The sequence below is a fragment of the Kitasatospora sp. NBC_01250 genome, assembly GCF_036226465.1.
Lineage (GTDB): Bacteria > Actinomycetota > Actinomycetes > Streptomycetales > Streptomycetaceae > Kitasatospora.
In genome coordinates this window covers 3,483,582-3,507,371 of sequence record NZ_CP108476.1, presented here as the reverse complement: position 1 = coordinate 3,507,371, position 23,790 = coordinate 3,483,582, and the positions used below count along the sequence as shown (strand labels likewise).

The 23,790-nt window shown below is 72.4% G+C and carries 28 protein-coding genes, 1 tRNA gene and 2 pseudogenes; 13 read left to right on the top strand and 18 right to left on the bottom strand.

Annotated features, from left to right (window positions below):
* Positions 1 to 54 precede the first annotated feature (54 nt).
* The 4 genes from OG500_RS14160 to OG500_RS14145 form a co-directional block, all read right to left on the bottom strand.
* Positions 55 to 1,233, bottom strand: coding sequence for an MFS transporter (locus tag OG500_RS14160; RefSeq protein ID WP_329580275.1), 1,179 nt, complete (start codon positions 1,231 to 1,233; stop codon positions 55 to 57).
* Between the two features lie 146 nt (positions 1,234 to 1,379).
* On the bottom strand, positions 1,380 to 3,458 hold the full coding sequence (locus tag OG500_RS14155; RefSeq protein WP_329580271.1) for an ABC transporter ATP-binding protein: 2,079 nt from the start codon (positions 3,456 to 3,458) through the stop codon (positions 1,380 to 1,382).
* Positions 3,458 to 4,429 (bottom strand): ABC transporter permease, encoded by a 972-nt coding sequence (locus tag OG500_RS14150; RefSeq protein WP_442907037.1) that lies wholly within the window; start codon positions 4,427 to 4,429, stop codon positions 3,458 to 3,460. The genes OG500_RS14155 and OG500_RS14150 overlap by 1 nt, the downstream gene beginning before the upstream one ends.
* Complete coding sequence (locus tag OG500_RS14145) at positions 4,429 to 5,409, bottom strand: ABC transporter permease (protein WP_327067082.1); 981 nt, start codon at positions 5,407 to 5,409, stop codon at positions 4,429 to 4,431. Before OG500_RS14145 ends, OG500_RS14150 begins: the two co-directional genes overlap by 1 nt.
* Positions 5,410 to 5,823: 414 nt before the next feature.
* Between OG500_RS14145 and OG500_RS14140 the strand changes: the two genes are divergently transcribed.
* The 3 genes from OG500_RS14140 (at position 5,824) to OG500_RS14130 (ending at position 9,915) form a co-directional block, all read left to right on the top strand.
* A complete protein-coding gene (locus OG500_RS14140) occupies positions 5,824 to 7,539 on the top strand; it encodes an ABC transporter family substrate-binding protein (RefSeq protein WP_327067081.1) in 1,716 nt (571 codons plus the stop codon).
* Positions 7,540 to 8,012: 473 nt separating this feature from the next.
* On the top strand, positions 8,013 to 9,203 hold the full coding sequence (locus OG500_RS14135) for a low temperature requirement protein A (RefSeq protein WP_329580268.1): 1,191 nt from the start codon (positions 8,013 to 8,015) through the stop codon (positions 9,201 to 9,203).
* A 73-nt stretch (positions 9,204 to 9,276) separates the two neighbouring features.
* Positions 9,277 to 9,915, top strand: a complete 639-nt coding sequence (locus OG500_RS14130; protein ID WP_329580265.1) for a pentapeptide repeat-containing protein — start codon at positions 9,277 to 9,279, stop codon at positions 9,913 to 9,915.
* Between the two features lie 126 nt (positions 9,916 to 10,041).
* Here OG500_RS14130 and OG500_RS14125 read toward each other — a convergent pair whose 3' ends face one another.
* Complete coding sequence (locus OG500_RS14125; protein ID WP_327067078.1) at positions 10,042 to 10,968, bottom strand: SDR family oxidoreductase; 927 nt, start codon at positions 10,966 to 10,968, stop codon at positions 10,042 to 10,044.
* A gap of 91 nt (positions 10,969 to 11,059) precedes the next feature.
* Between OG500_RS14125 and OG500_RS14120 the strand changes: the two genes are divergently transcribed.
* Positions 11,060 to 11,626: a TetR/AcrR family transcriptional regulator gene (locus OG500_RS14120; RefSeq protein WP_327067077.1), complete on the top strand. Its 567-nt coding sequence runs from the start codon at positions 11,060 to 11,062 to the stop codon at positions 11,624 to 11,626.
* Here the strand turns inward: OG500_RS14120 and OG500_RS14115 are convergent.
* Positions 11,623 to 11,829 (bottom strand): hypothetical protein, encoded by a 207-nt coding sequence (locus OG500_RS14115; protein WP_329580261.1) that lies wholly within the window; start codon positions 11,827 to 11,829, stop codon positions 11,623 to 11,625. The two genes, OG500_RS14120 and OG500_RS14115, sit on opposite strands and share 4 nt — an antisense overlap.
* Before the next feature lie 101 nt (positions 11,830 to 11,930).
* Between OG500_RS14115 and OG500_RS14110 the strand changes: the two genes are divergently transcribed.
* Positions 11,931 to 12,251, top strand: a complete 321-nt coding sequence (locus OG500_RS14110) for a hypothetical protein (RefSeq protein ID WP_329580258.1) — start codon at positions 11,931 to 11,933, stop codon at positions 12,249 to 12,251.
* Between the two features lie 35 nt (positions 12,252 to 12,286).
* On the opposite strand, the gene OG500_RS14105 is transcribed toward OG500_RS14110, so the two are convergent.
* The 7 genes from OG500_RS14105 to OG500_RS14075 form a co-directional block, all read right to left on the bottom strand.
* Positions 12,287 to 13,009: a class I SAM-dependent methyltransferase gene (locus tag OG500_RS14105; RefSeq protein ID WP_329580255.1), complete on the bottom strand. Its 723-nt coding sequence runs from the start codon at positions 13,007 to 13,009 to the stop codon at positions 12,287 to 12,289.
* Between the two features lie 84 nt (positions 13,010 to 13,093).
* A complete protein-coding gene (locus OG500_RS14100) occupies positions 13,094 to 13,300 on the bottom strand; it encodes a DUF397 domain-containing protein (RefSeq protein WP_329580253.1) in 207 nt (68 codons plus the stop codon).
* 25 nt (positions 13,301 to 13,325) lie between these two features.
* A complete protein-coding gene (locus OG500_RS14095; RefSeq protein ID WP_327067073.1) occupies positions 13,326 to 13,532 on the bottom strand; it encodes a DUF397 domain-containing protein in 207 nt (68 codons plus the stop codon).
* A 26-nt stretch (positions 13,533 to 13,558) separates the two neighbouring features.
* Positions 13,559 to 13,765, bottom strand: a complete 207-nt coding sequence (locus OG500_RS14090; protein ID WP_327067072.1) for a DUF397 domain-containing protein — start codon at positions 13,763 to 13,765, stop codon at positions 13,559 to 13,561.
* Between the two features lie 25 nt (positions 13,766 to 13,790).
* Entirely contained in the window at positions 13,791 to 13,997 is a 207-nt protein-coding gene (locus OG500_RS14085; RefSeq protein WP_329580250.1) for a DUF397 domain-containing protein, read from the bottom strand.
* A gap of 26 nt (positions 13,998 to 14,023) precedes the next feature.
* Complete coding sequence (locus OG500_RS14080) at positions 14,024 to 14,233, bottom strand: DUF397 domain-containing protein (protein WP_327067070.1); 210 nt, start codon at positions 14,231 to 14,233, stop codon at positions 14,024 to 14,026.
* The gene (locus tag OG500_RS14075; protein WP_329580247.1) at positions 14,230 to 15,060 is read right to left on the bottom strand and encodes a helix-turn-helix domain-containing protein; all 831 of its coding nucleotides are present in this window, start codon (positions 15,058 to 15,060) and stop codon (positions 14,230 to 14,232) included. The genes OG500_RS14080 and OG500_RS14075 overlap by 4 nt, the downstream gene beginning before the upstream one ends.
* Positions 15,061 to 15,200: 140 nt before the next feature.
* Between OG500_RS14075 and OG500_RS14070 the strand changes: the two genes are divergently transcribed.
* Entirely contained in the window at positions 15,201 to 15,551 is a 351-nt protein-coding gene (locus tag OG500_RS14070) for a hypothetical protein (RefSeq protein WP_327067069.1), read from the top strand.
* A complete protein-coding gene (locus OG500_RS14065; protein ID WP_327067068.1) occupies positions 15,548 to 15,736 on the top strand; it encodes a hypothetical protein in 189 nt (62 codons plus the stop codon). The genes OG500_RS14070 and OG500_RS14065 overlap by 4 nt, the downstream gene beginning before the upstream one ends.
* Here the strand turns inward: OG500_RS14065 and OG500_RS14060 are convergent.
* Positions 15,723 to 16,169 carry a MarR family winged helix-turn-helix transcriptional regulator gene (locus OG500_RS14060; RefSeq protein ID WP_329580242.1) on the bottom strand — a complete coding sequence of 149 codons (447 nt, stop codon included), beginning with the start codon at positions 16,167 to 16,169 and terminating at the stop codon, positions 15,723 to 15,725. The genes OG500_RS14065 and OG500_RS14060 overlap by 14 nt on opposite strands.
* 68 nt (positions 16,170 to 16,237) lie before the next feature.
* Here OG500_RS14060 and OG500_RS14055 point away from each other — a divergent pair, with 68 nt between their 5' ends.
* Entirely contained in the window at positions 16,238 to 17,104 is an 867-nt protein-coding gene (locus OG500_RS14055) for an SDR family oxidoreductase (RefSeq protein ID WP_329580239.1), read from the top strand.
* A gap of 97 nt (positions 17,105 to 17,201) precedes the next feature.
* Positions 17,202 to 17,450 carry a hypothetical protein gene (locus tag OG500_RS14050; protein ID WP_327067065.1) on the top strand — a complete coding sequence of 83 codons (249 nt, stop codon included), beginning with the start codon at positions 17,202 to 17,204 and terminating at the stop codon, positions 17,448 to 17,450.
* A 117-nt stretch (positions 17,451 to 17,567) separates the two neighbouring features.
* Here OG500_RS14050 and OG500_RS14045 read toward each other — a convergent pair whose 3' ends face one another.
* Both OG500_RS14045 and rfbB read right to left on the bottom strand, forming a co-directional pair.
* Complete coding sequence (locus OG500_RS14045) at positions 17,568 to 20,765, bottom strand: S41 family peptidase (protein ID WP_329580236.1); 3,198 nt, start codon at positions 20,763 to 20,765, stop codon at positions 17,568 to 17,570.
* Positions 20,766 to 20,823: 58 nt separating this feature from the next.
* On the bottom strand, positions 20,824 to 21,810 hold the full coding sequence (gene rfbB, locus OG500_RS14040) for a dTDP-glucose 4,6-dehydratase (RefSeq protein ID WP_327067063.1): 987 nt from the start codon (positions 21,808 to 21,810) through the stop codon (positions 20,824 to 20,826).
* On the opposite strand from rfbB, the pseudogene OG500_RS38180 reads away from it, so the two are divergent.
* The 3 genes and pseudogenes from OG500_RS38180 to OG500_RS14030 all read left to right on the top strand — a co-directional run.
* Positions 21,766 to 21,909, top strand: a pseudogene (locus tag OG500_RS38180) (hypothetical protein); the annotation flags it as partial. The gene rfbB and the pseudogene OG500_RS38180 sit on opposite strands and share 45 nt — an antisense overlap.
* 52 nt (positions 21,910 to 21,961) lie before the next feature.
* Positions 21,962 to 22,084, top strand: a pseudogene (locus OG500_RS14035) (carboxyl transferase domain-containing protein); the annotation flags it as partial.
* Positions 22,061 to 22,237: an acyl-CoA carboxylase epsilon subunit gene (locus OG500_RS14030; RefSeq protein WP_329587566.1), complete on the top strand. Its 177-nt coding sequence runs from the start codon at positions 22,061 to 22,063 to the stop codon at positions 22,235 to 22,237. The pseudogene OG500_RS14035 and the gene OG500_RS14030, both read left to right, overlap by 24 nt.
* Here OG500_RS14030 and OG500_RS14025 read toward each other — a convergent pair whose 3' ends face one another.
* Entirely contained in the window at positions 22,238 to 22,687 is a 450-nt protein-coding gene (locus OG500_RS14025; protein WP_327067062.1) for a hypothetical protein, read from the bottom strand.
* A 151-nt stretch (positions 22,688 to 22,838) separates the two neighbouring features.
* Here OG500_RS14025 and OG500_RS14020 point away from each other — a divergent pair, with 151 nt between their 5' ends.
* Positions 22,839 to 23,483, top strand: a complete 645-nt coding sequence (locus OG500_RS14020; RefSeq protein WP_329580231.1) for a TetR family transcriptional regulator — start codon at positions 22,839 to 22,841, stop codon at positions 23,481 to 23,483.
* A gap of 99 nt (positions 23,484 to 23,582) precedes the next feature.
* Here the strand turns inward: OG500_RS14020 and OG500_RS14015 are convergent.
* Positions 23,583 to 23,656 (bottom strand) — tRNA-Lys (locus tag OG500_RS14015).
* Positions 23,657 to 23,790 lie beyond the last annotated feature (134 nt).

Below are 23,790 nucleotides of genomic sequence, written 5' to 3'. Positions count from 1 at the left end.
CGGACACTCCCTTCCCGGACGCCCGGCGTCCGGTGGCTGCGATGCGCGCGGCGGTCACCTGGCGTCCCGTCGCGGCTGGGCGAAGTAGGCGTCACCGCGCAGCAGGCGCCGGCAGCGCCCGCAGTACGCGGCCCACCGGTCGAGGCCGAGGCGCGGCAGCAGGAGGCGGGCCCGCAGGGGGTCGGCGTCGGCTCCGGTGCGTTCGGCCCCGGCGTGCCCGGCGCCGGCGGGGGCGATCGCCTCACCGCAGCGGCGGCAGGCGAAGGCCGCGCCGCGCTGCCGGCCGGGCCCGGTCAGGCCCGCGAGCACGGCCGGCCGAAGGCGCGCGGCGGCCGGGCGCGGCAGTGGCCGGGTGAAGACGCCGAACGGCAGCAGGACCAGGGTCGGCACCACCGCGGCCAGGTGCAGCACGGCCAGGAACTGGTAGCCGCCGCCGTGCAGCGCGAGCGCCGAGAAGGTCAGCAGCAGGCCGGTCACCGCGATGGTCAGCAGCGCGATCAGCGGCAGGAACGCGGGGCCCGGCCGTGACCCCGCGCCGCTCGCGCCGTCGCGCGGGCGCTGCCACAGGAGGTAGCCGGCGCCCGCGATCACCAGCACCGCCGCCAGGTCCAGGCCGTGGAAGAGCACCCAGCCGAGCAGGCCGTCGGCGTCGAAGCCGAGGATGCGAAAGCCCCACACCCGCAGCTGGTAGCCGGAGCCGGTCGGGTCGGGCACGGTGCAGGTGAGCCAGCCCCAGGTCAGCGGAACGGTGATCACGGTGGCGAGCAGCGTGCCCCAGAAGATCAGCTGGTGGGCGACCCGGCGCCGCGGCGCGTCCGCGCCGGTGGGCGGTCGCAGGCCGATCAGCGCGAGCGCGCGGCGCGGCAGCGCGGCCGCCGCGGTGCGCAGCCCGCGGAAGGAGCGCGCGGCCCGTCCGCCCGTCCGCCCGCCCAGCCACAGGGAGCAGCGGTGGGCCAGGCCGAAGGCGAGGAAGACGGTGCCCACCGTGTAGGGGAGCAGCGTGATGTCGAAGTCGCGCAGGCCCCGGCTGCCCAGCAGGATCGCCGCCACCACCGCCAGCACCGTCAGCGTGCCCGCCAGCGAGGCCCGTTGGGCGGGGGAGCGGGTGAAGCGGTCCGGCTCGGCCCAGGGCGGCGGGTCGGCGTCGAGCGGGTCGCCGTCGGGCGGGCCGGGGACCGGTGGCTCGGCGTCCGGCGGCTGGGACGCGGCCCTCTCCTGATCGGACACGGCCACCTGGGGACCTCCACGGACGGCTGCCGCGCACGTCCGCCCGGCACTCCCTGGCACGTTAGGCGGCCCGCGGGTGCGCCGCCCGTGGGGGCGGGCGTCCGGGTGACGCGGGGTCAGTGACGGGCTGATGCCGCGTCAGCCATGACGGGTCACAGCTCCGGGTAGTGGCAGGCCGCCGCGTGGTCGACGTCCGGGGCGGCGGGGGTCAGTGGTGGCGGGGTCGTCTCGCAGGCGGGGCGGCGTTCGGGGGACAGGGTGGCGTAGACCGGGCAGCGGGTGCGGAAGGCGCAGCCGGTGGGGCGGCTGGTCGGGGAGGGCGGGTCGCCGGGGAGCAGCAGGCGGGTGCGGCCCCGCTCGGCGACCGGGTCGGGGACCGGCACGGCGGAGAGCAGCGCGCGGGTGTAGGGGTGGCGCGGGGACTCGAACACGGCGTCGACGGCGCCGTGTTCGACCGTGCGGCCCAGGTACATCACGCTCACCCGGTCGGCCAGGTGGCGGATCACCGACAGGTCGTGCGAGACGAAGAGGTAGGCCAGGCCGAGCTCGGCCTTCAGCCGGCGCAGCAGGTTCAGCACGCCGGCCTGGATCGAGACGTCGAGCGCGGAGACCGGCTCGTCCAGCACCAGGAGCTGGGGCTCGACGGCCAGGGCCCGGGCGATGGAGATGCGCTGGCGCTGACCGCCGGAGAACTCGTGCGGGTAGCGGGTGGCGTGGGCCGCCTCCAGGCCGACCTGGTGCAGCAGTTCGGGGATCCGGCGGGCGATCAGGGCGCGGTCGGCGCCCTGGGCCTGGAGCGGCTCGGCGATGATGTCGCCGATCGGCATCCGCGGGTCCAGGCTGGCCATCGGGTCCTGGAAGACGATCTGCAGCCGTCCCCGCAGCCGGTGCGCGGCCTTGGCGTCGAGGGCGGCGGTGGACTCGCCGAGGAACTCGATCCGGCCGGCCTCGGGGGCCCGCAGGCCGAGGACCTCGAAGAGCGTGGTGGACTTGCCGGAGCCGGACTCGCCGACCAGGCCCAGGGTTTCACCGTGCCGGATGTCCAGCGTGACGCCGTCCACCGCGTAGACCTCGCCGACCTTGCGCTTGAAGACGGTGCCCTTGAGCACCGGGAAGGTCTTGGCCAGGTCGGTGATGCTGAGCACGGCGGGCAGCGATGCGCGCGGGACGGGCGCGGCGGCGGGCTCGGGTGCGGCGGGCAGCTCGGGGACGGGGTAGACCTCGGCCGGGGCCGGCCGGTCGGCGGCCAGCTCGGCGGCGCGCAGGCAGGCGGCCCGGTGGTCCACCGGCCCGGTGAGCGCGGGCTCCGCCTCGCGGCAGCGGTCCTCCACCAGCGGGCAGCGGGCCGCGAAGGGGCAGCCGGGCGGCAGGTCGGTCAGGGCCGGCGGGTTGCCGGGGATCGGCACCAGCGGCCCGCCGCGCCGGTCCAGGCGCGGCACGGCACCGATCAGGCCCAGGGTGTAGGGGTGTTGGGGCGCGCTGAACAGCTCGTCCACCGAGGTGTTCTCCACCACCCGTCCGGCGTACATCACCGCGACCCGGTCGGCCATCTGGGCGATCACCCCGAGGTCGTGGCTGACCAGGACCAGGGAGGCGCCGGTCTCGCGCTGGGCGGTGCGCAGCACGTCCAGGACCTGGGCCTGGATGGTGACGTCCAGCGCCGTGGTCGGCTCGTCGGCGAGCAGGATGTCGGGCTCGTTGGCCACGGCCATGGCGATCATCGCGCGCTGGCGCATGCCGCCGCTGAACTCGTGCGGGAAGCCGTCGAGCGCCCGCTGCGGGTCGGGGATGCCGACCAGGTCGAGCAGTTCGGCGGCGCGGCGGCGGGCGGCGGCCTTGTCGAGGCGCTGGTGGACCTGGACGGCCTCGGCGATCTGGTCGCCGATCCGGTAGACGGGGGTGAAGGCGGAGAGCGGGTCCTGGAAGACCATCGCGATCCGGCGGCCCCGGATCCGCGACAACTCCCGCCCCGGCAGGCCGATCAGCTCGTGCCCGTCGAGCTCGACCGAGCCGCGCACGGTGGCGGTGCCGGGCAGCAGGCCCAGGATCGCGAGCGCCGTGACGGACTTGCCGGAGCCGGACTCGCCGACGATGCCCAGCGTCTCGCCGCGGCCGAGCGTCAGGTCGACGCCGCGCACGGCGGTGGTGGCGGCCTTGCCGCGGGCGCCGGCGAAGTCCACCCGCAGGTCGCGGACGGCCAGCAGCGGGGTGGCGGTGGTGGTGGTGCTCATCAGGCGTTGCCCTTGACTCGGTCCGTGCGGCGCTTGCGAGGTGAACTACTGCGCCCGGCGCGGGCGGTGGGGTCGAGCGCGTCGCGCAGCCCGTCGCCGATCAGGTTGACGGCCAGGACGAAGAGGACCAGCAGGCCGGCGGCGAAGTAGAACATCCAGGGGTAGGTGGGGGCGGCCTCGGTGCCGTCGGCGATCAGGGTGCCGAGCGAGACGTCGGGGGCCTTGACGCCGAAGCCGAAGTAGGAGAGCGCGGTCTCGCTCATCACCGCGGCGCCGACCGCGATGGTGGCGTCCACGATCAGGTAGGAGGCGGCGTTCGGCAGGATGTGCCGCCAGATGATCCGCAGCGGCCGCACGCCCATGAACTGGGCGGCGCGCACGAATTCGCGCTCCTTGAGGGAGATGGTCATGGAGCGCACCACCCGGGCGGTGATCATCCAGTTGAAGGCGGCGAGCAGCACCACGAAGGCGATCCAGCCGGTGTTCTGCAGCCGGGGCGAGACGATCGCGATGATCAGGAAGCTCGGGAAGACCAGCATCAGGTCGACGAAGAAGATCAGCAGCCGGTCGGTCCAGCCGCCGAAGTAGCCCGCGCAGGCGCCGACCGCGCCGGCCAGCACGGTGGAGAGCAGCGCCACCAGCAGGCCGATGATCAGCGACTTCTGCAGCCCGCGCAGGGTCTGGGCGTAGACGTCCTGGCCGAGGCTGCCGGTGCCGAACCAGTGGGTGCCGGAGGGGGGTTCGCGCAGCGCCGTGTAGTCGACGTCGGTGTAGCTCCAGTGCGTCAGGTACGGGCCGACGAAGGCGAGCAGGAAGAGCAGCACCACCAGGGCCAGGCCCACCAGCGCGCCGGGGGCGCCCAGCAGCCGGCGCAGCACCAGGCGGCCCCGGCCGACCGGTCCGGCGGGGGCGGCGTCGCCCGGGGCGGGCGGCGCGTCGAGGGCGGCGGTTGTCACGGCGGCATCTCCCATCACACACGCACCCGCGGGTCGAGGGCGGCGTGCAGCGTGTCGGCCAGGAAACCCGAGGCCAGGATCGTCACGGCGGTGAAGAGGTTGACGGCCACCACCGCGTTGATGTCGTTCTCCTGGACCGAGCTGATGAACCACTCACCCATGCCGTGCCAGCCGAAGATCACCTCGGTGAAGGTGGCGCCGGTGAAGATGCTCAGGATGTTGTAGGCGAAGAGGGTCGACATCGGGATCACCGCGGTGCGCAGCCCGTGCTTGAGCAGCACCTTGCGGCGGCTCAGGCCCTTGGCCTCGGCGGTGCGCAGGTAGTCCGAGCCGAGCACGTCGAGCATGGTGCTGCGCTGGTAGCGGCTGTAGGTGGCGATGCCGGTGAGCGCCAGCGAGAGGGTGGGCAGCAGCAGGTGCACGCCCCAGTCGAGCAGGTGGGCGCCGAGCCCGCCGCTGAGCCCCGGGGTCTCGTAGCCGGTGAAGTTGATCAGCTGGTGGCCCGAGGCCTGGTTGACCGCGATCGCGCCGTTCTTCAGGAAGAGCGCGATCAGGAAGACCGGCGAGGAGAGCAGGACGAAGGAGAAGACGGTCAGCGCCCGGTCGGAGAGCCGGTACTGGCGCACCGCGCCCCAGGCGCCGGCCGCGACGCCGAGGACGGTGCCGAGCAGACTGCCGATCACCAGCAGCCGCAGCGAGACGCCGAGCCGGCGGCCGAAGTCGGCGTTGACCGAGGTGTTGTGGATGGTCTGGCCGAGGTCGCCGTGCAGCACGCCGTCGGCCCAGTGCTCGAAGCGCACCACCACCGGGGTGTGGTCGTTGATCCCGAGCGTCGTCAACTGCCGGTCCACCGCGGCGGCCGAGGGCCGGGGCTGCTTGTTCTCGAAGTAGGCGCGGGGGTTGAGCGCGGCGCTGGAGAGCGCGTAGGCCAGGAAGACCGCGACGACCAGGAGGACCACGTAGTAGGCGAATCGTTTCGCCAGATAGCGCAGCATCAGCGCCCTCTTCTGGCGCAGCAGAAGCCGCGACTCCCGATAGTCATGCTCAATTGCCTTCGCTCGATGGGTCTTCGGAGCAGCTTCGTGCAGCGGAATTCTGGGACCGACCTGTCGGCCGGTCAAGACCACGCGCACGGACTACTTCGACGGGTTCGGCGAAGCAGCAGGTCAGAGTCTTACAGTCAGTCGCAGCCGGGGTGTTGCCGCTGTGTTGCGCCCTGTTGCGATTCGATCAGAAGTGATCACATCCCTCTGGTCGCCGACCTGATCGGCTGTTACGTTCTGCTGGCTGGACACCCACTTGGCTGCCCACGTTCAAGTGCTGCCACACCTGGCTGCCGCACGCCGATCCGCACACCTGATCCGTCCCGCGCAGCCCGATCCACCCCTGATGCCTGAGGAGAACCCTCCATGGATGCCAACCAGCGGCCCGGCCGCACCCGTTCGCGGTTCCTGCGGTCGATGGTCCCGGCCGCCGCGCTCGCCATGGTGATCACCGGCTGCGGCTCCGGCGGCTCGGGATCGGGGTCGCAGGCGGCGCCGAGCGCGGTGCCCAAGCTCAACGCGGAGGACATCAACCCGCAGCCGCTGGACAACGTCAAGGACGGCGGCGAGTTCCGCGAGCCGCTGCAGCAGTGGATCGACCAGTGGAACCCGCTGCAGGTGGACGGCACCTACGGCGACTCGGTCGAGATCATGAAGATGGTCGAGCCGATGCTCTTCCGGATCGACGCCAGCGGCACCTTCCAGCCGGTCCCGGACTTCCTGCAGTCCGCGACCGTGGTCTCCACCTCGCCGCAGGTGGTGCTCTACAAGCTCAACCCCAAGGCGCACTGGTCGGACGGCAAGGCGCTCAGCTACCTGGACTTCAAGGCCCAGTGGCAGGCCGCCAACGGCAAGAACCCGGCCTTCAACGTGGCCACCACCGCCGGCTACGACCAGATCAGCGACGTCTCCCAGGGTGACGACCCGACCCAGGTCAAGGTCACCTTCGACAAGCCGTTCGCGGACTGGCAGAACCTGTTCTACCCGCTGCTGCCGGCCGCCGGGATCTCCACCCCGGACCAGTTCAACAAGGGCTGGATCGACCAGATCCCGATCACGGGCGGGGCCTTCAAGCTCGGCTCGCAGGACAAGGCCGCGCAGACCCTCACCGTGGTGCCCGACCCCAACTGGTGGGGCCAGAAGCCCAAGTTGGACAAGTTCGTCTACCGGGTGCTGTCCTCCTCGGCGATCACCCAGGCCTTCCTGAACAACGAGATCGACTACGCGAGCGCCGGCCGCGCGGACGCCTACAGCCAGCTCAAGGCCGACTCGAACGCGGTGATCCGCACCGCCGGGCCGTGGGACGAGGTGCACATCTCGTTCGGCTCCAACGGCGCGTTGGCCGACCAGAAGGTCCGCCAGGCGCTGGGCAAGGCGATCGACCGCAACGCGCTGATCCAGGTGGCCAGCAAGGGCGTTCCGGTGGTCTTCCCGGCGCTGGGCAACCACATCCTGATGACCAACCAGGCCGGCTACCAGGACAACTCCGGCGAGTGGGGCAAGTTCGACCCGGCCGCCGCCAAGCAACTGCTCACCCAGGCCGGGTGGCAGGACGCCGGGTCCGGCAGGACGCGCACCAAGGACGGGCAGCAGCTGGAGCTGCACTACGTCATGCCGCAGGGCTCCCCGCAGCAGGCGGTCGACATCGCCACCGCGACCCAGAACATGCTGGCGCAGGTCGGGGTGAAGCTCGACGTCGACCGGGTGCCGGACAACGACTACAGCGAGAAGTACATCAACGTCGGCAAGTTCGACCTCGCGAGCTGGCGCAACACCGGGTCCTTCCCGCCCTCGGTGGCCATTCCGAACTACCAGATGCCCAGCGGCGACAACGTCTACCAGAACTTCTCCAAGCTGAGCACGCCGGAGATCGACGGTCTGCTCAAGCAGGCCGCCTCCACCCTGGACCCGGCCGCCGCCGCGAAGCTCTACAACCAGGCGGACGCCAAGATCTGGGAGCTGGGCCACACCCTGGAGATCTACCAGCGACCGCAGGTGACCGCGTTCCGCAAGGGCCTGGCCAACTACGGGGCCGCCGGTCTGGCGGACATCGACTACACGAAGGTCGGCTGGCAGAAGTAGGACCGGGTGGACATCGGAACGGCGCGCTGTCGGGCAGCGCGGTGATCACGAGGCCGGTGCGGACCGGCGGGGGTGTGCCTTCCCCGCCGCTGCCGTACCGACCTTGACCTTCCGCGTTGCCCGCAGGACGCCTCTCTCGCTGTTTCCCTGGGAGGGAATCTATCGGGACATTCGGGGCGATCGCACCACGCGACACCCCAGGCAGGCGTGGCGGCGGGGACGCTGTCACCCGGTTCGCGCACTGCTTCGTCAACTCTCCTTGACCGCCGGACGGTCGTCGGCGGGGCGGTTGCGCGGGCCAGGTGACGCTTCCCGGTGGCGTGCCGCCGCGGTGCGTGCGCGGACCACCCCCGACTGCCACGATCGGCCGGGAACGCCGAGCGTGTTGGGAGTGTCGAGCGTGTTGGGAGTGGCGCAGCGATGACCGGAGAAGCCGTACCCGGGGTCCGAGGGAACCGGGCAGGAGCAGTCCGATGAGTACCGGGGCCGCCGAGCAGGGCGGTGCCACCCGGGAGCCCGTGGTGCGGCGCATGGTGCCGCGCAGGCGGGAGGAGGCGCACCGCACCGCCACCTCGCTGGAGCTCTTCTTCGACCTCTGCTTCGTGGTCGCGGTGGCCCAGGGCGGACGCCAGCTGGCGAGCGCGCTGGGCGAGGGGCACCTGCGGGTGGCGCTCCTCGGCTACCTGCTGGTCTTCTTCGCGGTGTGGTGGGCCTGGATGAACTTCACCTGGTTCGCCTCCGCCTACGACTGCGACGACGTGCCGTACCGGCTCACCACGCTGCTCCAGATCACCGGTGCGCTGATCCTGGCGGCCGGGATCCCGCGGATGTTCCTGAACCGGGACTTCACCCTCGGCGTGCTGGGCTACCTGGTGATGCGCCTCGCGCTGGTCAGCCAGTGGCTGCGCGCCTCGCGCGGCGAGACCGGCGCGGCGCGCTCGATGACGCGGCGCTACGCGGCCGGGATCGCGCTGGTGCAGGCGGGCTGGGTGGTGGTGCTGTTCCTGCCGAGTTCGGTGGTCCCGTGGGTGCTGCCGCTGGGGGTGATCGCCGAGCTGTCGGTGCCCGCGATCGCCGAGCGGCAGGTGCAGAGCGCCTGGCACCCGCACCACATCGCCGAGCGCTACGGGCTCTTCACGCTGATCGTGCTCGGCGAGACGGTCTCGGCGGCCACCGTCGCGGTGCAGAGCGCGGTGGACGAGCACGAGGCGCTGGGCAAGCTGATCCCGGTCGCGATCGGCGGCATCCTGATCTGCTTCGCGGCCTGGTGGATCTACTTCGCCGCGCCGATCCACGAACACCTGCGCACCAACCGGCAGGCCTTCCTCTGGGGATACGGCCACTATCTGATCTTCGGATCGGCGGCGGCGATCGGTGCCGGGCTGGAGGTGGCCGTCGAGTACGCGGTCGGCAAGGCGCACATCTCCGCCGTCGCCGCCACCGCCACGGTGACCGTGCCCACCGCGCTCTACCTGGTCACCGTCTGGGCGCTGCACTCGCGGCACAGCAAGACCGGGGCCGAGCAGTGGGTGCTGCCGGTGCTCGCCCTCGCGGTGCTGGCCTGCACGGCGGTCGGCGAGTCGGGGGTGCTGGTGGCCGGACTGGTCGTGGCGGCGGCGATCGGGGTGGGGGTGTGGCTGCACAGCCGGCCCACGGCGAGGTGAGCGGGCGGGCGGTTGTCGGCGTCGCCTGCGAGGATGCCGTGACCCTTGTGTCCCGCCGCTGAGGAGCCCCCTCGTGTCACTCGCCGACCTGCCCTACGCGCACCTGCTCCAGCCGCACGCCGGACCGCTGCGCCGGGACCACCGGTACGACACGGTGCACTTCGACGGGCTCACCGTCGAGGGCGAACAGGCCGGCGGCACGCTCTTCCTGGAGTGCGCCTTCACCGACGTCACGCTCACCGAGGTGAAGCTGCGCCAGGCCCGCTTCACCGAGGTCTGGCTGGAGCGCTTCCGCCTGGTGGCCTGCGAGCTGGTGGAGAGCGAGTGGCAGGACGTCACCGCGCTGGGCGGGCTGCTCGCCGGGATCTCGGCCTACGGGGCGCAGCTGCGCCGGGTGACGCTGCGCCAGTGCAAGCTGGAGGCGGTCAACCTGCGCGGGGCGGTGCTGCGCGAAGTGGTCTTCGAGGACTGCCAGCTGCGGGACGTGGACTTCGGCGGCGCGAAGCTGACGGGCGTGAGCTTCCCCGGCAGCTCGCTGGAGGAGGTGCGGTTCGGCGGCGCCACACTGGCCAGGACCGACCTGCGCGGGGCGAGCCGGCTGCTGCTGCCGGACGGTCACGAGGGCCTGCGCGGTGCGCTGATCTCCTCGGCGCAGCTGATCGAGCTGGCGCCGCAGTTCGCCCAGGCGCTGGGCGTGCAGGTGCGCGACTGACGGACGGACGCGCGACTGCCGGCCGGGGGGCGTCGGGTGGCTGAGTGCAGGGGGCGCTTGCCGGGGGCGTGCTCGGGCGGCGGCCTGCCCCCCCACGGGCAGGCCGCCGCGGTGCGTCCGGTCCGGTCAGGCGGGCTGGGTGCGGAAGTAGTGGCCCGCGTCGAGGTCTTCGAGCAGGGACGGGCGGGTGGGCTGCCAGGCGAGTCGGGTGCGGGTCAGGTCCGCGGAGGCGGGGCTGTCGAGGGCGGCCAGGGCGCCCAGGAAGCCGAAGTGGTCGGTGGCCTGCTCGGGGGAGACGGACTCGACCGGCAGGTTCAGGTGCTTGCCGATCAGCTCGGCGATGCTGCGGAACGGCACCCCGGCGTCGTCGACCGCGTGCAGGGTCGAGCCGGCCGGGGCCTGCTCCAGGGCGAGGCGGAACAGATGGGCGGCGTCGAGGCGGTGCACGGCGGGCCAGCGGTTGGAGCCGTCGCCGACGTAGGCCGAGACGCCCTTGGCGCGGGCGGTGCCGATCAGCGCGGGCAGGAAGCCGTTGTCCCCTTCGCCGTGGCAGGTCGGCGGCAGCCGCAGGACGGACGAGCGCACGCCGCGGGCGGCCAGCGCGAGCGTCGCCTCGGCGTTGGCGTGGCGGACCGCTACGCCGGTCGCCGGGGTGCCGTGCAGGCCGTGGCCGTCGCGCTCGGTCGCCACCTGCCCAGAGGTCACGCCGAGCAGGCCGGAGGCGATGACGAACGGGCGGTCGGAGCCGGCGAGCGCCTCGCCGAAGGTGTCGATGGCGCGGCGGTCCGCATCGGCGGCGCCCTGGAAGTCGCCGGAGAAGGCGATGTCGTGCTTGAACGCGAGGTGGAGCACGCCGTCCGAGGCGGCGGCCGCCTCGCGAAGGACGTCGAGATCGTCCAGCGAGCCGTGCAGGGCCTCGGCGCCGGCCTTGGTGAGGGCGTCGGCCGAGGCCTGTGAGCGGGCCAGGCCGACGACCTGGTGGCCCGCGTCGATGAGTTCGGGGACGACGGCTGAGCCGAGCCAGCCGGACGCGCCGGTGACGAACACGCGCATGGGAAACCTCCACTGAGGACAGTGATGTCAGGTGCTGACATCACCAGCGTAGCTCTGATGTCAGCGGATGTCATCACGTATGATCTGGCCCATGGGTCGATGGGAGCCGAACGCGCGGGGCCGGCTGGAGCAGGCGGCCCTGGAGCTCTATGTGGAGCGCGGGTACGTGCAGACCACCGTCGCGGAGATCGCCGCACGGGCGGGTCTGACCGAGCGCACGTTCTTCCGGCACTTCGCCGACAAGCGCGAGGTCCTGTTCGGGGGCGCGGGCGGGCTGCGCGATCTCATGGTGGGCGCCGTGGTGGATGCCCCCGACTCGGCCGCCCCGATGGAGGCGGTCGCCGCGGCGCTGCGGGCTGCCGGCGCGATGTTCGAGGAGCGGCACGAGGGCGCCCGGCTCCGGCAGAGCGTGATTTCCGCGAACGCCGAGCTGCAGGAGCGCGAGCTGATCAAGCTGGCCTCGCTCGGCGCGGCGCTGGCCGAGGCGCTGCGCGGGCGGGGCGTTGGCGACCCGGCGGCGAGCCTGGCGGCGGAGGCCGGGATCGCGGTGTTCCGGGTCGGGTTCGAGCAGTGGATCAACGGGCCCGGCGAGCCGCCGATTTCGGAGGTCATGGCGGCGGCGCTCGGCGAGCTGAAGGCCGTGGTGGCTGGCGGTTAGCGCTGGCGCGCTGCACTGTCCGTGAGGCGTCCGAGCCGGACGAAGGTGACGACCGCCTGGGCCGCGAGTGCCACCAGGACGGCGGGGAGCACGGTCCACGGCAGCACCCCGGCGATCGCCAGCGCTGTGAAGACGACCAGCGCGGTCGCGAGGGTGGGCAGGGCGGCGGACAGGGCGATGCCGAGTCGGGCGCGGCGGGTCATGAGCACTCCTCTGGGCACGTGGTCGAGCGAGGAGATCAACGATGCTCCCTGACGTCGCGTGAGGTGCAAGCCCGGGGCGGGCTGGTGGGAGGGTGAGGGGCATGGGTGACGTGGGTGGGGTGTGGCGGTTGCTGCGGGGTGGGGAGGCCGTGGGAGCGGTGGAAGTCGACGAGGTCGACTTTCCGTGGCTGCGTGGGATGTTCGTGGCGGAGCCGGGCTTCGAGGGGGTGCGGCCCTGGTTCGAGGAGGCTCTCGCGGCGATCGAGGGTGAGGAGTTCGAGCGGTTCGAGGCTGTGTACGACCGGATCGAGGGGGAGCTGACGCTGGTGGCGCCGGACGGGCGGCCGGTGTCGTTCCTGCTGCATGTGGCGGGCGAGCGGGCCTGGTTCCGGTGGGACGACGAGGCGGCTGGCCCGGCGTGAGTGGGAAGTCGGCCGGGTCGACTTTCCGGTGACGGTCAGGCGAGGCGGGCGCGGATCACGAGGAAGGGGGGCAGGCCGACGCGCTGTGGCTGGTGGGCTGCCACGGCGGCGGTCGGGGTCGGCTCGGTGACGGCTTCCAGAACGAAGCCGTGCCGGAGCAGCGCGGTCAGGTAGGTGGACAGCGTCCGGTGCTGGTTGCCGGCCCGGCGGACGGCGGTGGGGTTGGCGGAGCGCCAGAAGCCCTCGGCGAGGTAGTCGCCGACCACCCTGCGGGCGGTGCCCTCGGTGGCCTGGGTCCAGGTGGCGTGGGGCGCTTCGAAGCAGGGGCGCGGGACGCTGAAGACCAGCACCCCCTGGGGCATCAGCACGCGCCGCACGGCGGTGAGCGCGCTTGCGAGGCTGGGCACGTGGTTCAGGGACAGCCCGGCGGTCACCCAGCCCACCGAGTCGTCGGCGACGGTGTCGAGCACGCATCCGTCGTCGACCGTGTAGAGCACTGTGCCCGGCCCGGTTGTCCGGGCGGCGCGGGCGTGTTCGATGAGGCGTGCCGCCGGGTCGATGCCGATGACGGCAGCCCCGCGAGCGGCGACCGCGCGGGCGATGATCCCCTCGCCGCACCCGAGGTCGAGGACGCGGTGGCCGCGAAGGTCGTCGGGGAGGTGGTCGAGCAGAGCATCCCGGTTGAAGTCGTTCAGGGCGGAGCCGGTCCGCAGGTGTTCGGCGTACCAGTCGGCGATGGTGTCCCAGGTGTCAGTCATCAAAGCCTGGAGGCTACTTGCACCTTCCGGCTGCCTCCACCGGTTTTCGCCCCGCCAGCCCGGGGGTGGCGGGGCGTCCGTGGATCAGGAGGTGGCGAGGTCTCCGCGCTTCACGGCTGCGAGGAAGGAAGTGAAGGAGGTGGCGGGGAAGGCGAGGGCGGGGCCGGTGGGGCTCTTGGAGTCGCGCACGGGGATGTGGCGGGGGAGGTTGAGGGCGACCTCGACGCAGTTGCCGCCGCCACCGCTGTGGCGGGACTTGGTCCAGTGGGGTTCGGTCGGGGTGGTGTGCACTCAAGTTCCTTCCAGGCGTGGTGGGTCAGGAGGTGGCGAGGTCTCCGCGCTTCACGGCTGCGAGGAAGGAACTGAAGGCGGTGGCAGGGAAGGCGAGGGCGGGGCCGGTGGGGCTCTTCGAGTCACGGACGGGGACGAGGCCGGGGATGTCGGGGGCGATCTCGACGCACTCACCGCCGTTGCCGCTGTGGCGGGACTTGATCCAGCGGGTGCTGCTCAGGTCGAAGTCCATGCGAGTCCCTTCCAGGGGTCCTGGGCTCAGGAGTTGTCGAACTGTCCGCTTTTGACACCGGCGACGAAGGAAGCGAAGGCCACCGAGGGGAAGATGAGGGCAGGCCCGGCGGGGTTCTTGCTGTCACGCACGGGGGCGGCGTCGGGGACGTTCGTGGCGACCTCGACGCAGTTGCCGCCGTTGTCGCTGTGGCGGGACGTGATCCAGTGGGGCTCGGCCGGGGTGGTGTGCACGCAAGTTCCTTCCGAGGACGGCGGATCAGACGGTGTCGAACTCGCCGTCCTTGATGCGGGCGAGGAAGGCTGCGAAGGAGGTGGTGGGGAAGGCGAGGGCGGGGCCGGTCGGGTTCTTGGAGTCACGGACGGGGACGAGGCCGGGGAAGTTGGGGGCGACCTCGATGCAGTTGCCGCCGTTGCCGCTGTGGCGGGACTTGATCCAGTGGGTGCTGCTCAGGTCGAGGTCCATGCGAGTCCCTTCCAGGGGTTCTGGGCTCAGGAGTTGTCGAACTGTCCGTTTTTGACACCGGCGACGAAGGAAGCGAAGGCCCTCGTGGGGAAGATGAGGGCAGGCCCGGCGGGGTTCTTGCTGTCACGCACGGGGACGGTGTCGGGGACGTTCGCGGCTACCTCAACGCAGTTGCCGCCGTTGTTGCTGTGGGTGGACTTGAACCAAGCGGCGCCGGACAGGTCGGGGGTAGTCATGAGAGAAGATCCTTTCGAGCCTTACGAATTAGAGCCAGGGATGCGGTCTTCGACAGCGCTTCCACTTGCAGGTGATCGTACGCTCTCTCCCATGCCGCAAGGGTGTCTCGTGCGCGTTCGAGGTGTCCTCGCGCCTGCGACTCGGCATAGCCAACTAGTTGCCGGTTGGGGAGGGTCAGTAGGACGACGGGCATGGTGAAGGGGAGGTGCTCCCCGAGCTCGAATGGCGCCACCTGAAGGGTGATGTTGGGTCTGGTTGCCAACTCCTCAAGGTGGTGGAACTGCTCCAGCATCACGCTCGGGCCGCCGACTGGTCGGACGAGGCAGCTCTGATCCATCACCGTCTGGATGATCGGCGGGGACTTCTGTTCCAGTAGGCGCTGGCGGGCGGCCAGGTACCCGATGCGCTCGTCGGCTTCGTCCTGGGTGATGGCGCCGCGCTCCACAGCTGCGGAAGCCAAGGCAGCCGCATAAGAGGGGACTTGAAACAGGCCAGGGACTACCGTCAGCTCGAACTCACGTAGGCGGATGCAGCGAGCCTCGGCGTCGGCGAACTCGGGGAAGCCTTCGAGGAGAGCGGCGGCGGCGCATCGGCGCCACAGCTCGACGAAGGTGCCACCCGTCTCGAAGAGCTCGTCGGCTTTAACAGCGAATTTGCGTGATGGTGGTCGCTTCACTCGTTCGATGTACGAGACCAGGGCGTTCGAGTAGCCCATGCGCCTCCCGAGTTCAACCTGCGACCAGCCTCGTGCGCGCCTTGACCTGCGAAGTTCCAGGGCGAAGCGCACTTGCGGTGATGATGCTGCGTCAGTTTCCTTGACGTTCAAGATCGTCAGATCCTTGCTACACGCCAGTTTCGTCAAAGTGCAAGCCCTATCGATCCTAGGGCTCCATGCCGATTCTTGTAGTGGAACGACTACAGAGCGCACTCTCTTCCCGATCGGTGCGCGAGAAGCAGGGGACCGTCATGACCTCAGACCTCACGCCCCAGGCTGCCAGCCACATCGAGACCTGGCGCCCCCCGTCCCTCGACCGCGGCCTGCCCGAGTGCGCGTGTCCCGCCGGCTGCGGTGGGCGCCCCGAGGCGATGATCCGCCTCGCGCCGGCGTACCCCACGATCGTCCCCGGCGACCTTCGTCCGCCGACCGACCCCTACGAACCCACCACGAGGGGCGAGTTGGTCTACGACGCGCTGAACCGCCGTACCGGCTCCCTGATGGCGCGGCTCGGCGGTGTGGCCTACCTGCGTCCCGAGGGCGGTGGTGTGGAGTGGGAGGTCCCGCTGTCCTGGTTGCAGCGGCCGGGGGTGGACTCGTGAACCCCGTGCGCCGTCAGTTCCGCTCCTCCGTCGCCGAGTTGACCGATGCGCTGGCGGCGAGGGGTGTCGAAATCGCGCCGCTCGCCGACGGCTTCCGGCTCACCGAGACCGGTACGGTCCTGATCGTCCTGCGCCCCCTGCTCCCGGCCGAGATCACGCAACTCGCGAAGGTCATCCGGGAGTAGTCGCCGGGCCCTGCTCGTCGAGCATCAGTGCGAGCAGGTCGCGCAGGGTCTCGCGCTGCTCCTGGCTCAGCGGCTCCAGGGGGTGGCTGGCGAAGGGCATGCGGGCGCGCAGGTCGGCGATCACCGTCAGGCCCGTTTCGGTGGCTGCGACGAGCTTGACCCGGCGGTCGCCCGGGCTCGGGCGGCGTTCGGCCAGGCCGCGGGCCTCCAGGCGGTCGACGATGGCGGTGACGTTGGACGGCTCGGCGTGCAGGTACTCGGCGAGGCGGCGCATCGCGACCGGCTCCTCGGCGGCGAGCAGGGCCTTGGCCTGGAGGGGGGTCAGCTCGTACGGGGTGGCGGCGGCCTCGGACTCGCGGGCGTAGCGGCGGTTGATCGCGGCGAAGAGGGCCACGACCTGGGAGGTCAGTTCATCCGAGGGCACGGGAGGCATGACACCAGTCTACCGAGATGCTTGACAACGGAAAACATCGGCCTGCATAGTTATCGAGCCAGGTAGTTATGGTTAATAAGTATGAGGAATGGACCACCGTGAAGACTGTTCTGATCACCGGCACCTCCTCCGGCATCGGTCTGGCCACCGCCGTCGCCGCTGCTCAGGCGGGCTGGCGGGCCGTGGCCACGATGCGGGACACCTCGAAGGCCGACGCACTGCTGAAGGCCGCCGAGGCCGCCGGTGTGCGCGACCGCGTCGAGGTCCGGGTGCTGGACGTGACCGATCCCATCTCGGTCGAGACCTGTCTGGCGCAGGTCGTCGCCGACCACGGGGGTCTGGACGCGGTGGTCAACAACGCCGGGGCCGGCCATCTCGGGACGATCGAGGAGGAGACGGTCGAGGACGTCCGCTCCGTGATGGAGGTCAACTTCTTCGGCGTGGTCCAGGTGACCCGGGCCGCGATGCCGCTGTTGCGCGCCGCCGGCGGCCGGTTGCTCGCCGTGACCAGCGTCGGCGGCGTGGTCGGGCAGCCGTTCAATGAGGCGTACTGCGCGGCCAAGTTCGCCGTGGAGGGCTTCATGGAGTCGCTCGCGCCGGTGGCCGCCACCGTGGGCGTCAAGGTGAGCGTGGTCGAGCCGGGTGCGGTGGCCAGCGAGTTCGTCGCCAACGTCGGGTTCGACCCGACGGCGGAGCCGGCCCCGGGCCCCTACGCGCCCGCGCTGTCCGCCTACCTGTCCCACGCCATGGCGGCCTTCGGCGCCGCGCAGACCATCGAGCAGGCCGCGGCCTCGATCATCGAGGTGCTGACCGCCGAGCAGCCCGCGTTCCGGGTGCAGACCTCGGAGGCGGCCCGTCGCTTCACGGCCGTCAAGCTCGCCGACCAGGACGGGTCCGCCGTTCGGGCGTTCACCGCGCCCTGGGTGGTGAAGTAGCGCGAGCCCGCCCGACCTCCTCCGAATGCGGCTGCGCGCGAGCGGTGACATGTTGGTGACAGCCCTGGTCGACGAACCGCGAGGAGGAGCCATGGGCATGATGGACAGGATCAAGGAGATGCTCGGCGGCCACAGCGAGAAGGCCACCGACATGGCGGACACCGCCAAGGGGCGGGCCACCGACGCCGGTCAGCAGACCGCCGACCAGGCCCAGCAGCATCTGCCGGGCCCGGCCTCCGATGCCATGGGGAACATGACCGGCCGGGCGAAGCAGGGCGGCGAGAGCGACATCCAGCAGGCCGAGTCGGACATGGAGAGCGAGGGCGGCCACGAGTGGGAGAAGTAGCCCACCCGAGCGGACCACGCAGGCCGAAGCAGAGCAGGCCGAAGCAGAGCAGACCGAAGCAGAGCGGGCGGGGCGCATCCGAGGACCGGATGCGCCCCGCCCGCTGTGCCGACCCGCTCACCCCCGGGGCGGCAGCGGCGGCCGGCGCAGGTCCGGGTGCGGGGTGTCGGCCGGCGGCGGGGCGGCGGCCGGGTGGGCGCGCAGCAGCTCCAGGGCGACCCGGACGGCCTCGGCCAGCTCGGTGTTGTGCCCGGTCGCCCAGTCGGCGGGGGAGCGCAGCACCGGGATGTCCGGCTCGACGCCCCGGTTCTCCATGCCGAAGCCGTAACCGCCGCTGAACCAGGAGGCGTTGGCGGGCACCGAGATCTGGGTGCCGTCGCCGAGGGTGTGCCGGCCGATGGTGCCGACCACGCCGCCCCAGGTCCGGCGGCCCACCACCGGGCCGAGGCGGAGCAGTTGGACGGCGGCGATGATCACGTCCCCGTCCGAGCTGGTGGCCTCGTCGGCCAGCGCCACCACCGGCCCGCGCGGCGCGTCGCGCGGCCAGCGGGCCGGGCGGCGCCCGCGGGTGTGGTCCCAGGCGAGCACCCGGCGGCTGAGCTTCTCCAGGACCAGTTCGGAGACGTTGCCGCCGGCGTTGCCGCGCACGTCCAGCACCACGGCGGGGCGGTCGAGTTCGCGGCGCAGGTCGCGGTTGAACTGGGCCCAGCCGGAGCCGCCGAGGTCCGGGATGTGCAGGTAGCCGCAGAGCCCGTCGCTGAACTCCCGGACCAGGGCGCGGCGTTTGGCCACCCAGTCCTGGTAGCGCAGCGGCCGTTCGTCGGTCAGCGGGGTGATCGCCACCCGGCGCACCGGCGCGTCGGGGCCGCGCCGGAAGGCGACTTCGAGGGTGCTGCCGCCGGCCCCGGCCAGCAGCGGGGCCGGGCCGCGCACCGGGTCCGGGGTGCGGCCCGCGATCGACACCAACTCGTCGCCCTCGCGCACCTGGTGGCCCGCCAGCGGGGCCCGGGCGCGCGGGTCGGAGGACTCGCCGAGCAGCACCCGGTCCAGCAGCCAGCGCCCGTCCGGCTCCTGGTGCACCCCGGCGCCGAGCAGCCCGAGCGCCTGCTGCACCGGGGCGGGCCCCTCGCCGCGCCGGGCCGGGGTGACGTAGGCGTGCGAGGTGCCCAGCTCGCCGAGGAGTTCGCGCAGCAGGTCGGCGAAGTCGTCGGGGGAGGCGATCCGTTCCACCAGCGGCTCGTACTGGGCGACCAGCACGGGCCAGTCCAGGCCGCCCAGCGCCGGGTCCCAGAACTGCTCGCGGACCACCCGGGCCGCCTCGTGGTAGGCCTGCTGCCACTCGGGGCCCGGGTGCACGGTGTGGGTGATCCGGCGCAGGTCCACGGTGGCCGCGCCGCCGCCGGCGCCCAGCGGCAGCAGCTTGAGCACCCCGGAGGCGAAGGTGGAGACCGCCGAGCCGTCCCCGGCCACCGCGTAGCCGTCCACCTGCTCCTGCACGGTGCTGCGGGTGGCGGTGGCCAGGTCGAAGTGCTCCAGCGCGGGGCGCCCGGAGATGTCGGTGGGGCTGGCGAAGGTCTCGCCGAGGGTGCCGGAGATCGGCCAGCGCAGCCAGAGCAGGCCGCCGCGCACCGGCGCGGGGGTGGAGTACTTGGAGGCGATCACCGGGAACGGCACCAGGCGCTCGGCCAGGCCCTCGGCGTCCACCAGCACGCTGCCGTCGCCGGGTGCCGGGTCGGCCTCGTCGCCCACCGGGGCGGCGAACGGCGAGGGCGTGTCGGCGGCCAGCGGCACCAGGTAGGGGCGGCAGCCCAGCGGGAAGGAGAGGTCGCCGGTGTGCACGTCGTGCACCGGGTCGAAGCCGCGCCAGGAGAGGAAGACCAGGTAGCGCCCGTCCCGGGTGAAGACCGGCTGCTCGTCCTCGAACCGCCCGTCGGTGACGTCCAGCGGCAGGGCCTCCGCGCTGTCCAGGCGCAGCAGCCTGATCCGGCGCAGCGAGCGTCCGGCCACCGGCTGCGACCAGGCCAGCCAGCGCGAGTCGGGGGAGAAGGCCAGGCCACGGATCGGCCCGTAGCCGGCCCTGGCCAGCTCGCGCACCTCGCCGTCGGCGCAGGTCACCAGCAGCAGCCGGCCGTCCCCGGCGGCCACCGCCAGGCTGTGCCCGTCCGGGCTCGCGACCAGCTCCAGCACCCGGCCCAGGCTTCCGGCGGCTATCCGGCGCGCGGGCGGCTGGCTCTGGCTGCCGGGCAGCGCGGCCAGTTCGATCGCGTCCTCGCCCTCGGCGTCGGTGACCCAGGCGATCTGGCCGGTGCGGCCGAGCACGGCGGGCAGCCGGGCCCGCACGCCGGGCGTGTCGGCCAGTGCCCGGGTCGGGCCGTCGCGGTGGGTGAGCCAGTACAGGCTGCCGCGCACCCCGACCACCCCGGCCCGTCCGGTGCTGTCGCAGACCAGGTCGTTGAGGTGGCGGGCGGCGTTCACCTGGTACGGGCGGCGCCCGGTGCGGGCGCCGCCGAGGCGGACGACCAGGCGGCGCGGGGCGGGGGCGTCCAGGCCGTCCAGCAGCCACAGGTCGCCGGCGTGCTGGTAGACCACCCGGTGGCCGTCGGTGGCGGCCTCGCGCGCGTAGAAGGTGGCGTGGTCGGTGTGCCGGCGCAGGTCGGTGGCGTCCGGGCGGCAGGAGTAGAGGTTGGCGATGCCCTCGTGGTCGCTGAGGAAGGCCACCCGGTCGCCGACCAGCATCGGCGAGGAGAGGTGCCCGGGCAGCTCGGGCAGCAGCTGCTCGCCGTCCAGCCACAGGCGCCCGGTGGCGCCGCCCCGGTAGCGCTTCCAGGCGGCGGGCTCGTGCGGGGCGGCGCCGGTCAGCAGCAGGGTGTGGTCGGCGGTCAGGTGGGCGTCGCGCACCGGGCCGAAGGGCAGCCGGCGGCCCGGCGCACCGTCCGGCGGCAGCGCGCGGGCCCAGGTGTAGTGGGCGAACGGCTCGTGGTACGAGGTGACCGCGAGCACCTCGCCGCTCGGCAGCCAGCCGCGCACCCGGGTGTCCTGGCTGCCGAAGTAGGACAGCCGCACCGACTCGCCGCCGTCGGTCGGGGCCGTCCACACCTCGGGGGTGAGCGCGGCCCAGCTGGTCCAGGCGATGGTGCGCCCGTCGGGGGAGAGCCGGGGGTGGCTGACCCGGGTGCGGTCGCAGCTGACCCGCCAGGCGCGGCCGCACGAGCCGTCGGGATCGAGCGGGGCGAGCCAGACGTCGTCCTCGGCGGTCAGGGTCAGCAGGTTGCCGCCCAGGTGCGGGTGGCGCAGGTATCCGGGCTTCTCGCTCATCTCTCCCATGGTTCGGCGGTGCCGGGGGCGCGGCAACCGGAAGCGGACGCGCGGCCGGTCAGGTGGCGCTCCGCCGAGCGCGCTGCAGGGCCGCCTGCCACCAGGCCCGGTTCTCCCGGTACCAGGCCGCGGTCTGCGCCAGGCCCTCGGCGAAGTCGATCCGCGGTGCCCAGCCCAGCTGCTCGCGGATCTTCGTCGCATCCAGCGAGTAGCGCAGGTCGTGGCCCTTGCGGTCGGCCACCCGCCGGATCGCGCCCTGGTCGGCGCCGAGCAGCTCCAGCAGCTGCTCGGTGACCTGGAGGTTGGTCAACTCGGTTCCGCTGCCCACGTTGTAGACCTCGCCGGCGCGGCCGTGGGTCAGGACGAGCTGGATCGCCCGGCAGTGGTCGTCCACGTGCAGCCACTCGCGCACGTTGCGGCCCTCGCCGTAGAGCGGGACCTGCTCGCCCGCCAGCAGGTTGGTGACGAAGAGCGGGATCAGCTTCTCCGGGTGCTGGTAGGGCCCGTAGTTGTTGGAACAGCGGGTGATCGACAGGTCGATCCCGTGGGTGCGCCAGAAGGAGCGGGCGATCAGGTCCGAGCCGGCCTTGGAGGCGGCGTAGGGGGAGTTGGGCAGCAGCGGCGAGTCCTCGGTCCAGGAGCCCTGGTCGATCGAGCCGTACACCTCGTCGGTGGAAACGTGCACTACCCGCCCGACGCCGGTTCGCAGGGCGGCCTCCAGGACGTTCTGGGTGCCGCCGACGTTGGTGCGCACGAACTCCGCGGCCGACTCCAGCGAGCGGTCCACGTGCGACTCGGCCGCGAAGTGCACCACCGCGTCATGGCCGGGCAGCAGCTGGAGCAGCAGGTCGAGGTCGTTGACGTCGCCCGGCACGAAGTCCAGCCGCCGCTCCCCGTGGGGCAGGTTGTCCCGGTTGCCCGCGTAGGTCAGCTTGTCCAGCACGGTGACCCGGGCGTCCGGGGTGCCCGGGTAGCCACCCGCCAGCAGGGTGCGCACGTAGTGCGAACCGATGAAACCGGCCCCGCCGGTGACCAGGACCCTCATGCCGCGTTCTCCATCCGGTCAGTATCCGGGGCTGCCCGCGCCGGGGCCCGGACCGGGGAGGGTGCCACGGCGCCGGCCGGCTACGGCGGCATCTTCCAGCGCAACATCCGCGCCTCCGGGATGATCCCGCAGATCTCCGTGATGCTCGGGCAGCGAGCTGATGCACCCGTACTACGCGGTCGAACGCAGCCTGGTGGACGACGTCATCGACCCCGCCGAGACCCGCGCCGTCCTCGCCCACGCCCTGGCCATGCTCCGCACCAAGCACGCCGACCAGTCCGACGAGGAGCTCGCCGCCCTCACCGCCGTCCTGCTCACCCGCGCCGCTGCGAACGCCGCCGCCGCGGCGCCGCCCGCGCGGCCGATGCTCCGGCCGGCCCCGCACCTGGCCTACCGCTCCCCGGTGAGCTGGCTGCAGGCGGCCTGATCAGCCCTGGCCGGGCCGCTCGCTGCCGGTCGGCCACACCTCGTGCACCCAGAGCCCGGCCCGGCGGGTCAGCCCCGCGATCTCGGCGGGCTCGCCGCCGGGGGTGCCGTCCCAGACCGCGATCAGCTCGTCCACCATGCCGACCAGGGCCCGGCCGAGGTCGTCCCCGAGTCCGCCGGCCGCGACCGGCGCCAGCCGGTGCACGGCGGTCGCCTCGCGGGCGAGCCGGGTGTCCGGCAGCGGCCCGGCGCCGGCCGGCAGGATGATCTCCACCTTGCCGCCGTGCTCGCGCACCGCCCCGGCGAACCAGGTCTCGGGGCCGGGGCGCAGCGCGGTGACGCCGACCAGTTCGTACGGTCCGTAAGCGGTCACCAGGCGCCACAGCTCGCCGCGCACCAGCAACTCGGTCAGGTCGGAGAGCCCTTGGTACCCGGTGATTCCGACGCGCATTCTCGTGCCCTTCGGTCAGGGCCGTGCCGCCGCCCAGAATAGCCCTGGCGGCTCCGCCGGGTCGGCGGGGTGCCCTGGTGCCGGCGCTCCGGAAAAACATCACCGAGTCACAAACGTAACTCGGTATCGCAGTGCCTGCTAGGGTGCTCGCATGGAACCCGTGCCAGGCCTGCGTGAGCAGAAGAAACAGCGCACCCGCGAGCACCTCGCCGCCACCGCCCTGCGGCTCTTCCTGGAGCGCGGCTTCGACGAGGTGTCGGTGGTGGACGTGGCGGCGGCCGCGCAGGTGTCGAAGCCGACCCTGTTCCGGTACTTCCCCAGCAAGGAGGACCTGCTCCTGGACCGGTTCGCCGACCACCAGGGCGAGGCGGCGCGGGTGGTGCGGGCCCGGCCGGCCGGGCAGACCCCGGTGCAGGCGCTGCACGAGCACTTCCTGGACCGGCTGCGCGAGCACGATCCGGCCACCGGGTTGAGCGATCATCCGGACGTGGTGGCCTTCCAGCGGCTGCTCTACGGCACGGCGAGCCTGCAGAGCCGGCTCCTGCACTACCTCGCCGGCGATGTCGAGCTGCTCGCCGAGGAGTTGGCGACGGTCTTCGCGGACCCGCTCGGCGCACGACTGGCCGCACTCCACCTGCTGGCGGTGCGCAACGAGCTGGGCCGGCGGAACTTCGAGCGGATCGCGGCGGGGTGCAGTGCGGCCGAGGCCTACCCGGCCGCGGTGGCGGACGCCGGCCTGGCCTACGGGATGCTGGCCGAGGGCATCGGCGGCGTCGGGATCGCGCCGGGCGCCTGAGCGGCGGTCGCTTGAATGCTGGGCGCCCGGGCGCCCGGGCGCCGGAAACTACTCAAGGCCTCTCTCGCCGAAGCGAGAGAGGCCTTGAGTACCGACAGGTGCGCCGCCAGGGACTCGAACCCCGGACCCGCTGATTAAGAGTCAGCTGCTCTAACCAACTGAGCTAGCGGCGCCTGCTGACGAAGAGAACATTACCTGGTCAGCAGCCGATTCTCCGAATCGGCCACCGGCCCCGGGCGGCCCCGGGCGCCGGCCCCCCGTCGGCGCGGCGGGGCAGGTCGCGTCGGTTTGTCATATCTACACTCTC

Excerpts from the sequence above, each read along its gene's own strand:
- OG500_RS14025 (WP_327067062.1), bottom strand. The coding sequence starts at position 22,687 with ATGCGCGTCGGAATCACCGGGTACCAAGGGCTCTCCGACCTGACCGAG.
- OG500_RS14080 (WP_327067070.1), bottom strand. The coding sequence starts at position 14,233 with ATGACTACCCCCGACCTGTCCGGCGCCGCTTGGTTCAAGTCCACCCAC.
- OG500_RS14125 (WP_327067078.1), bottom strand. The coding sequence starts at position 10,968 with ATGCGCGTGTTCGTCACCGGCGCGTCCGGCTGGCTCGGCTCAGCCGTC.
- OG500_RS14095 (WP_327067073.1), bottom strand. The coding sequence starts at position 13,532 with ATGGACTTCGACCTGAGCAGCACCCGCTGGATCAAGTCCCGCCACAGC.
- OG500_RS14155 (WP_329580271.1), bottom strand. The coding sequence starts at position 3,458 with ATGAGCACCACCACCACCGCCACCCCGCTGCTGGCCGTCCGCGACCTG.
- OG500_RS14140 (WP_327067081.1), top strand. The coding sequence starts at position 5,824 with ATGGATGCCAACCAGCGGCCCGGCCGCACCCGTTCGCGGTTCCTGCGG.
- OG500_RS14085 (WP_329580250.1), bottom strand. The coding sequence starts at position 13,997 with ATGGACCTCGACCTGAGCAGCACCCACTGGATCAAGTCCCGCCACAGC.
- OG500_RS14110 (WP_329580258.1), top strand. The coding sequence starts at position 11,931 with ATGGGTGACGTGGGTGGGGTGTGGCGGTTGCTGCGGGGTGGGGAGGCC.
- OG500_RS14030 (WP_329587566.1), top strand. The coding sequence starts at position 22,061 with ATGCTCCGCACCAAGCACGCCGACCAGTCCGACGAGGAGCTCGCCGCC.
- OG500_RS14135 (WP_329580268.1), top strand. The coding sequence starts at position 8,013 with ATGAGTACCGGGGCCGCCGAGCAGGGCGGTGCCACCCGGGAGCCCGTG.
- rfbB (WP_327067063.1), bottom strand. The coding sequence starts at position 21,810 with ATGAGGGTCCTGGTCACCGGCGGGGCCGGTTTCATCGGTTCGCACTAC.
- OG500_RS14120 (WP_327067077.1), top strand. The coding sequence starts at position 11,060 with ATGGGTCGATGGGAGCCGAACGCGCGGGGCCGGCTGGAGCAGGCGGCC.
- OG500_RS14105 (WP_329580255.1), bottom strand. The coding sequence starts at position 13,009 with ATGACTGACACCTGGGACACCATCGCCGACTGGTACGCCGAACACCTG.
- OG500_RS14045 (WP_329580236.1), bottom strand. The coding sequence starts at position 20,765 with ATGAGCGAGAAGCCCGGATACCTGCGCCACCCGCACCTGGGCGGCAAC.
- OG500_RS14150 (WP_442907037.1), bottom strand. The coding sequence starts at position 4,429 with ATGGGAGATGCCGCCGTGACAACCGCCGCCCTCGACGCGCCGCCCGCC.
- OG500_RS14060 (WP_329580242.1), bottom strand. The coding sequence starts at position 16,169 with ATGCCTCCCGTGCCCTCGGATGAACTGACCTCCCAGGTCGTGGCCCTC.
- OG500_RS14070 (WP_327067069.1), top strand. The coding sequence starts at position 15,201 with ATGACCTCAGACCTCACGCCCCAGGCTGCCAGCCACATCGAGACCTGG.
- OG500_RS14055 (WP_329580239.1), top strand. The coding sequence starts at position 16,238 with ATGGTTAATAAGTATGAGGAATGGACCACCGTGAAGACTGTTCTGATC.
- OG500_RS14115 (WP_329580261.1), bottom strand. The coding sequence starts at position 11,829 with ATGACCCGCCGCGCCCGACTCGGCATCGCCCTGTCCGCCGCCCTGCCC.
- OG500_RS14145 (WP_327067082.1), bottom strand. The coding sequence starts at position 5,409 with ATGCTGCGCTATCTGGCGAAACGATTCGCCTACTACGTGGTCCTCCTG.
- OG500_RS14020 (WP_329580231.1), top strand. The coding sequence starts at position 22,839 with ATGGAACCCGTGCCAGGCCTGCGTGAGCAGAAGAAACAGCGCACCCGC.
- OG500_RS14050 (WP_327067065.1), top strand. The coding sequence starts at position 17,202 with ATGATGGACAGGATCAAGGAGATGCTCGGCGGCCACAGCGAGAAGGCC.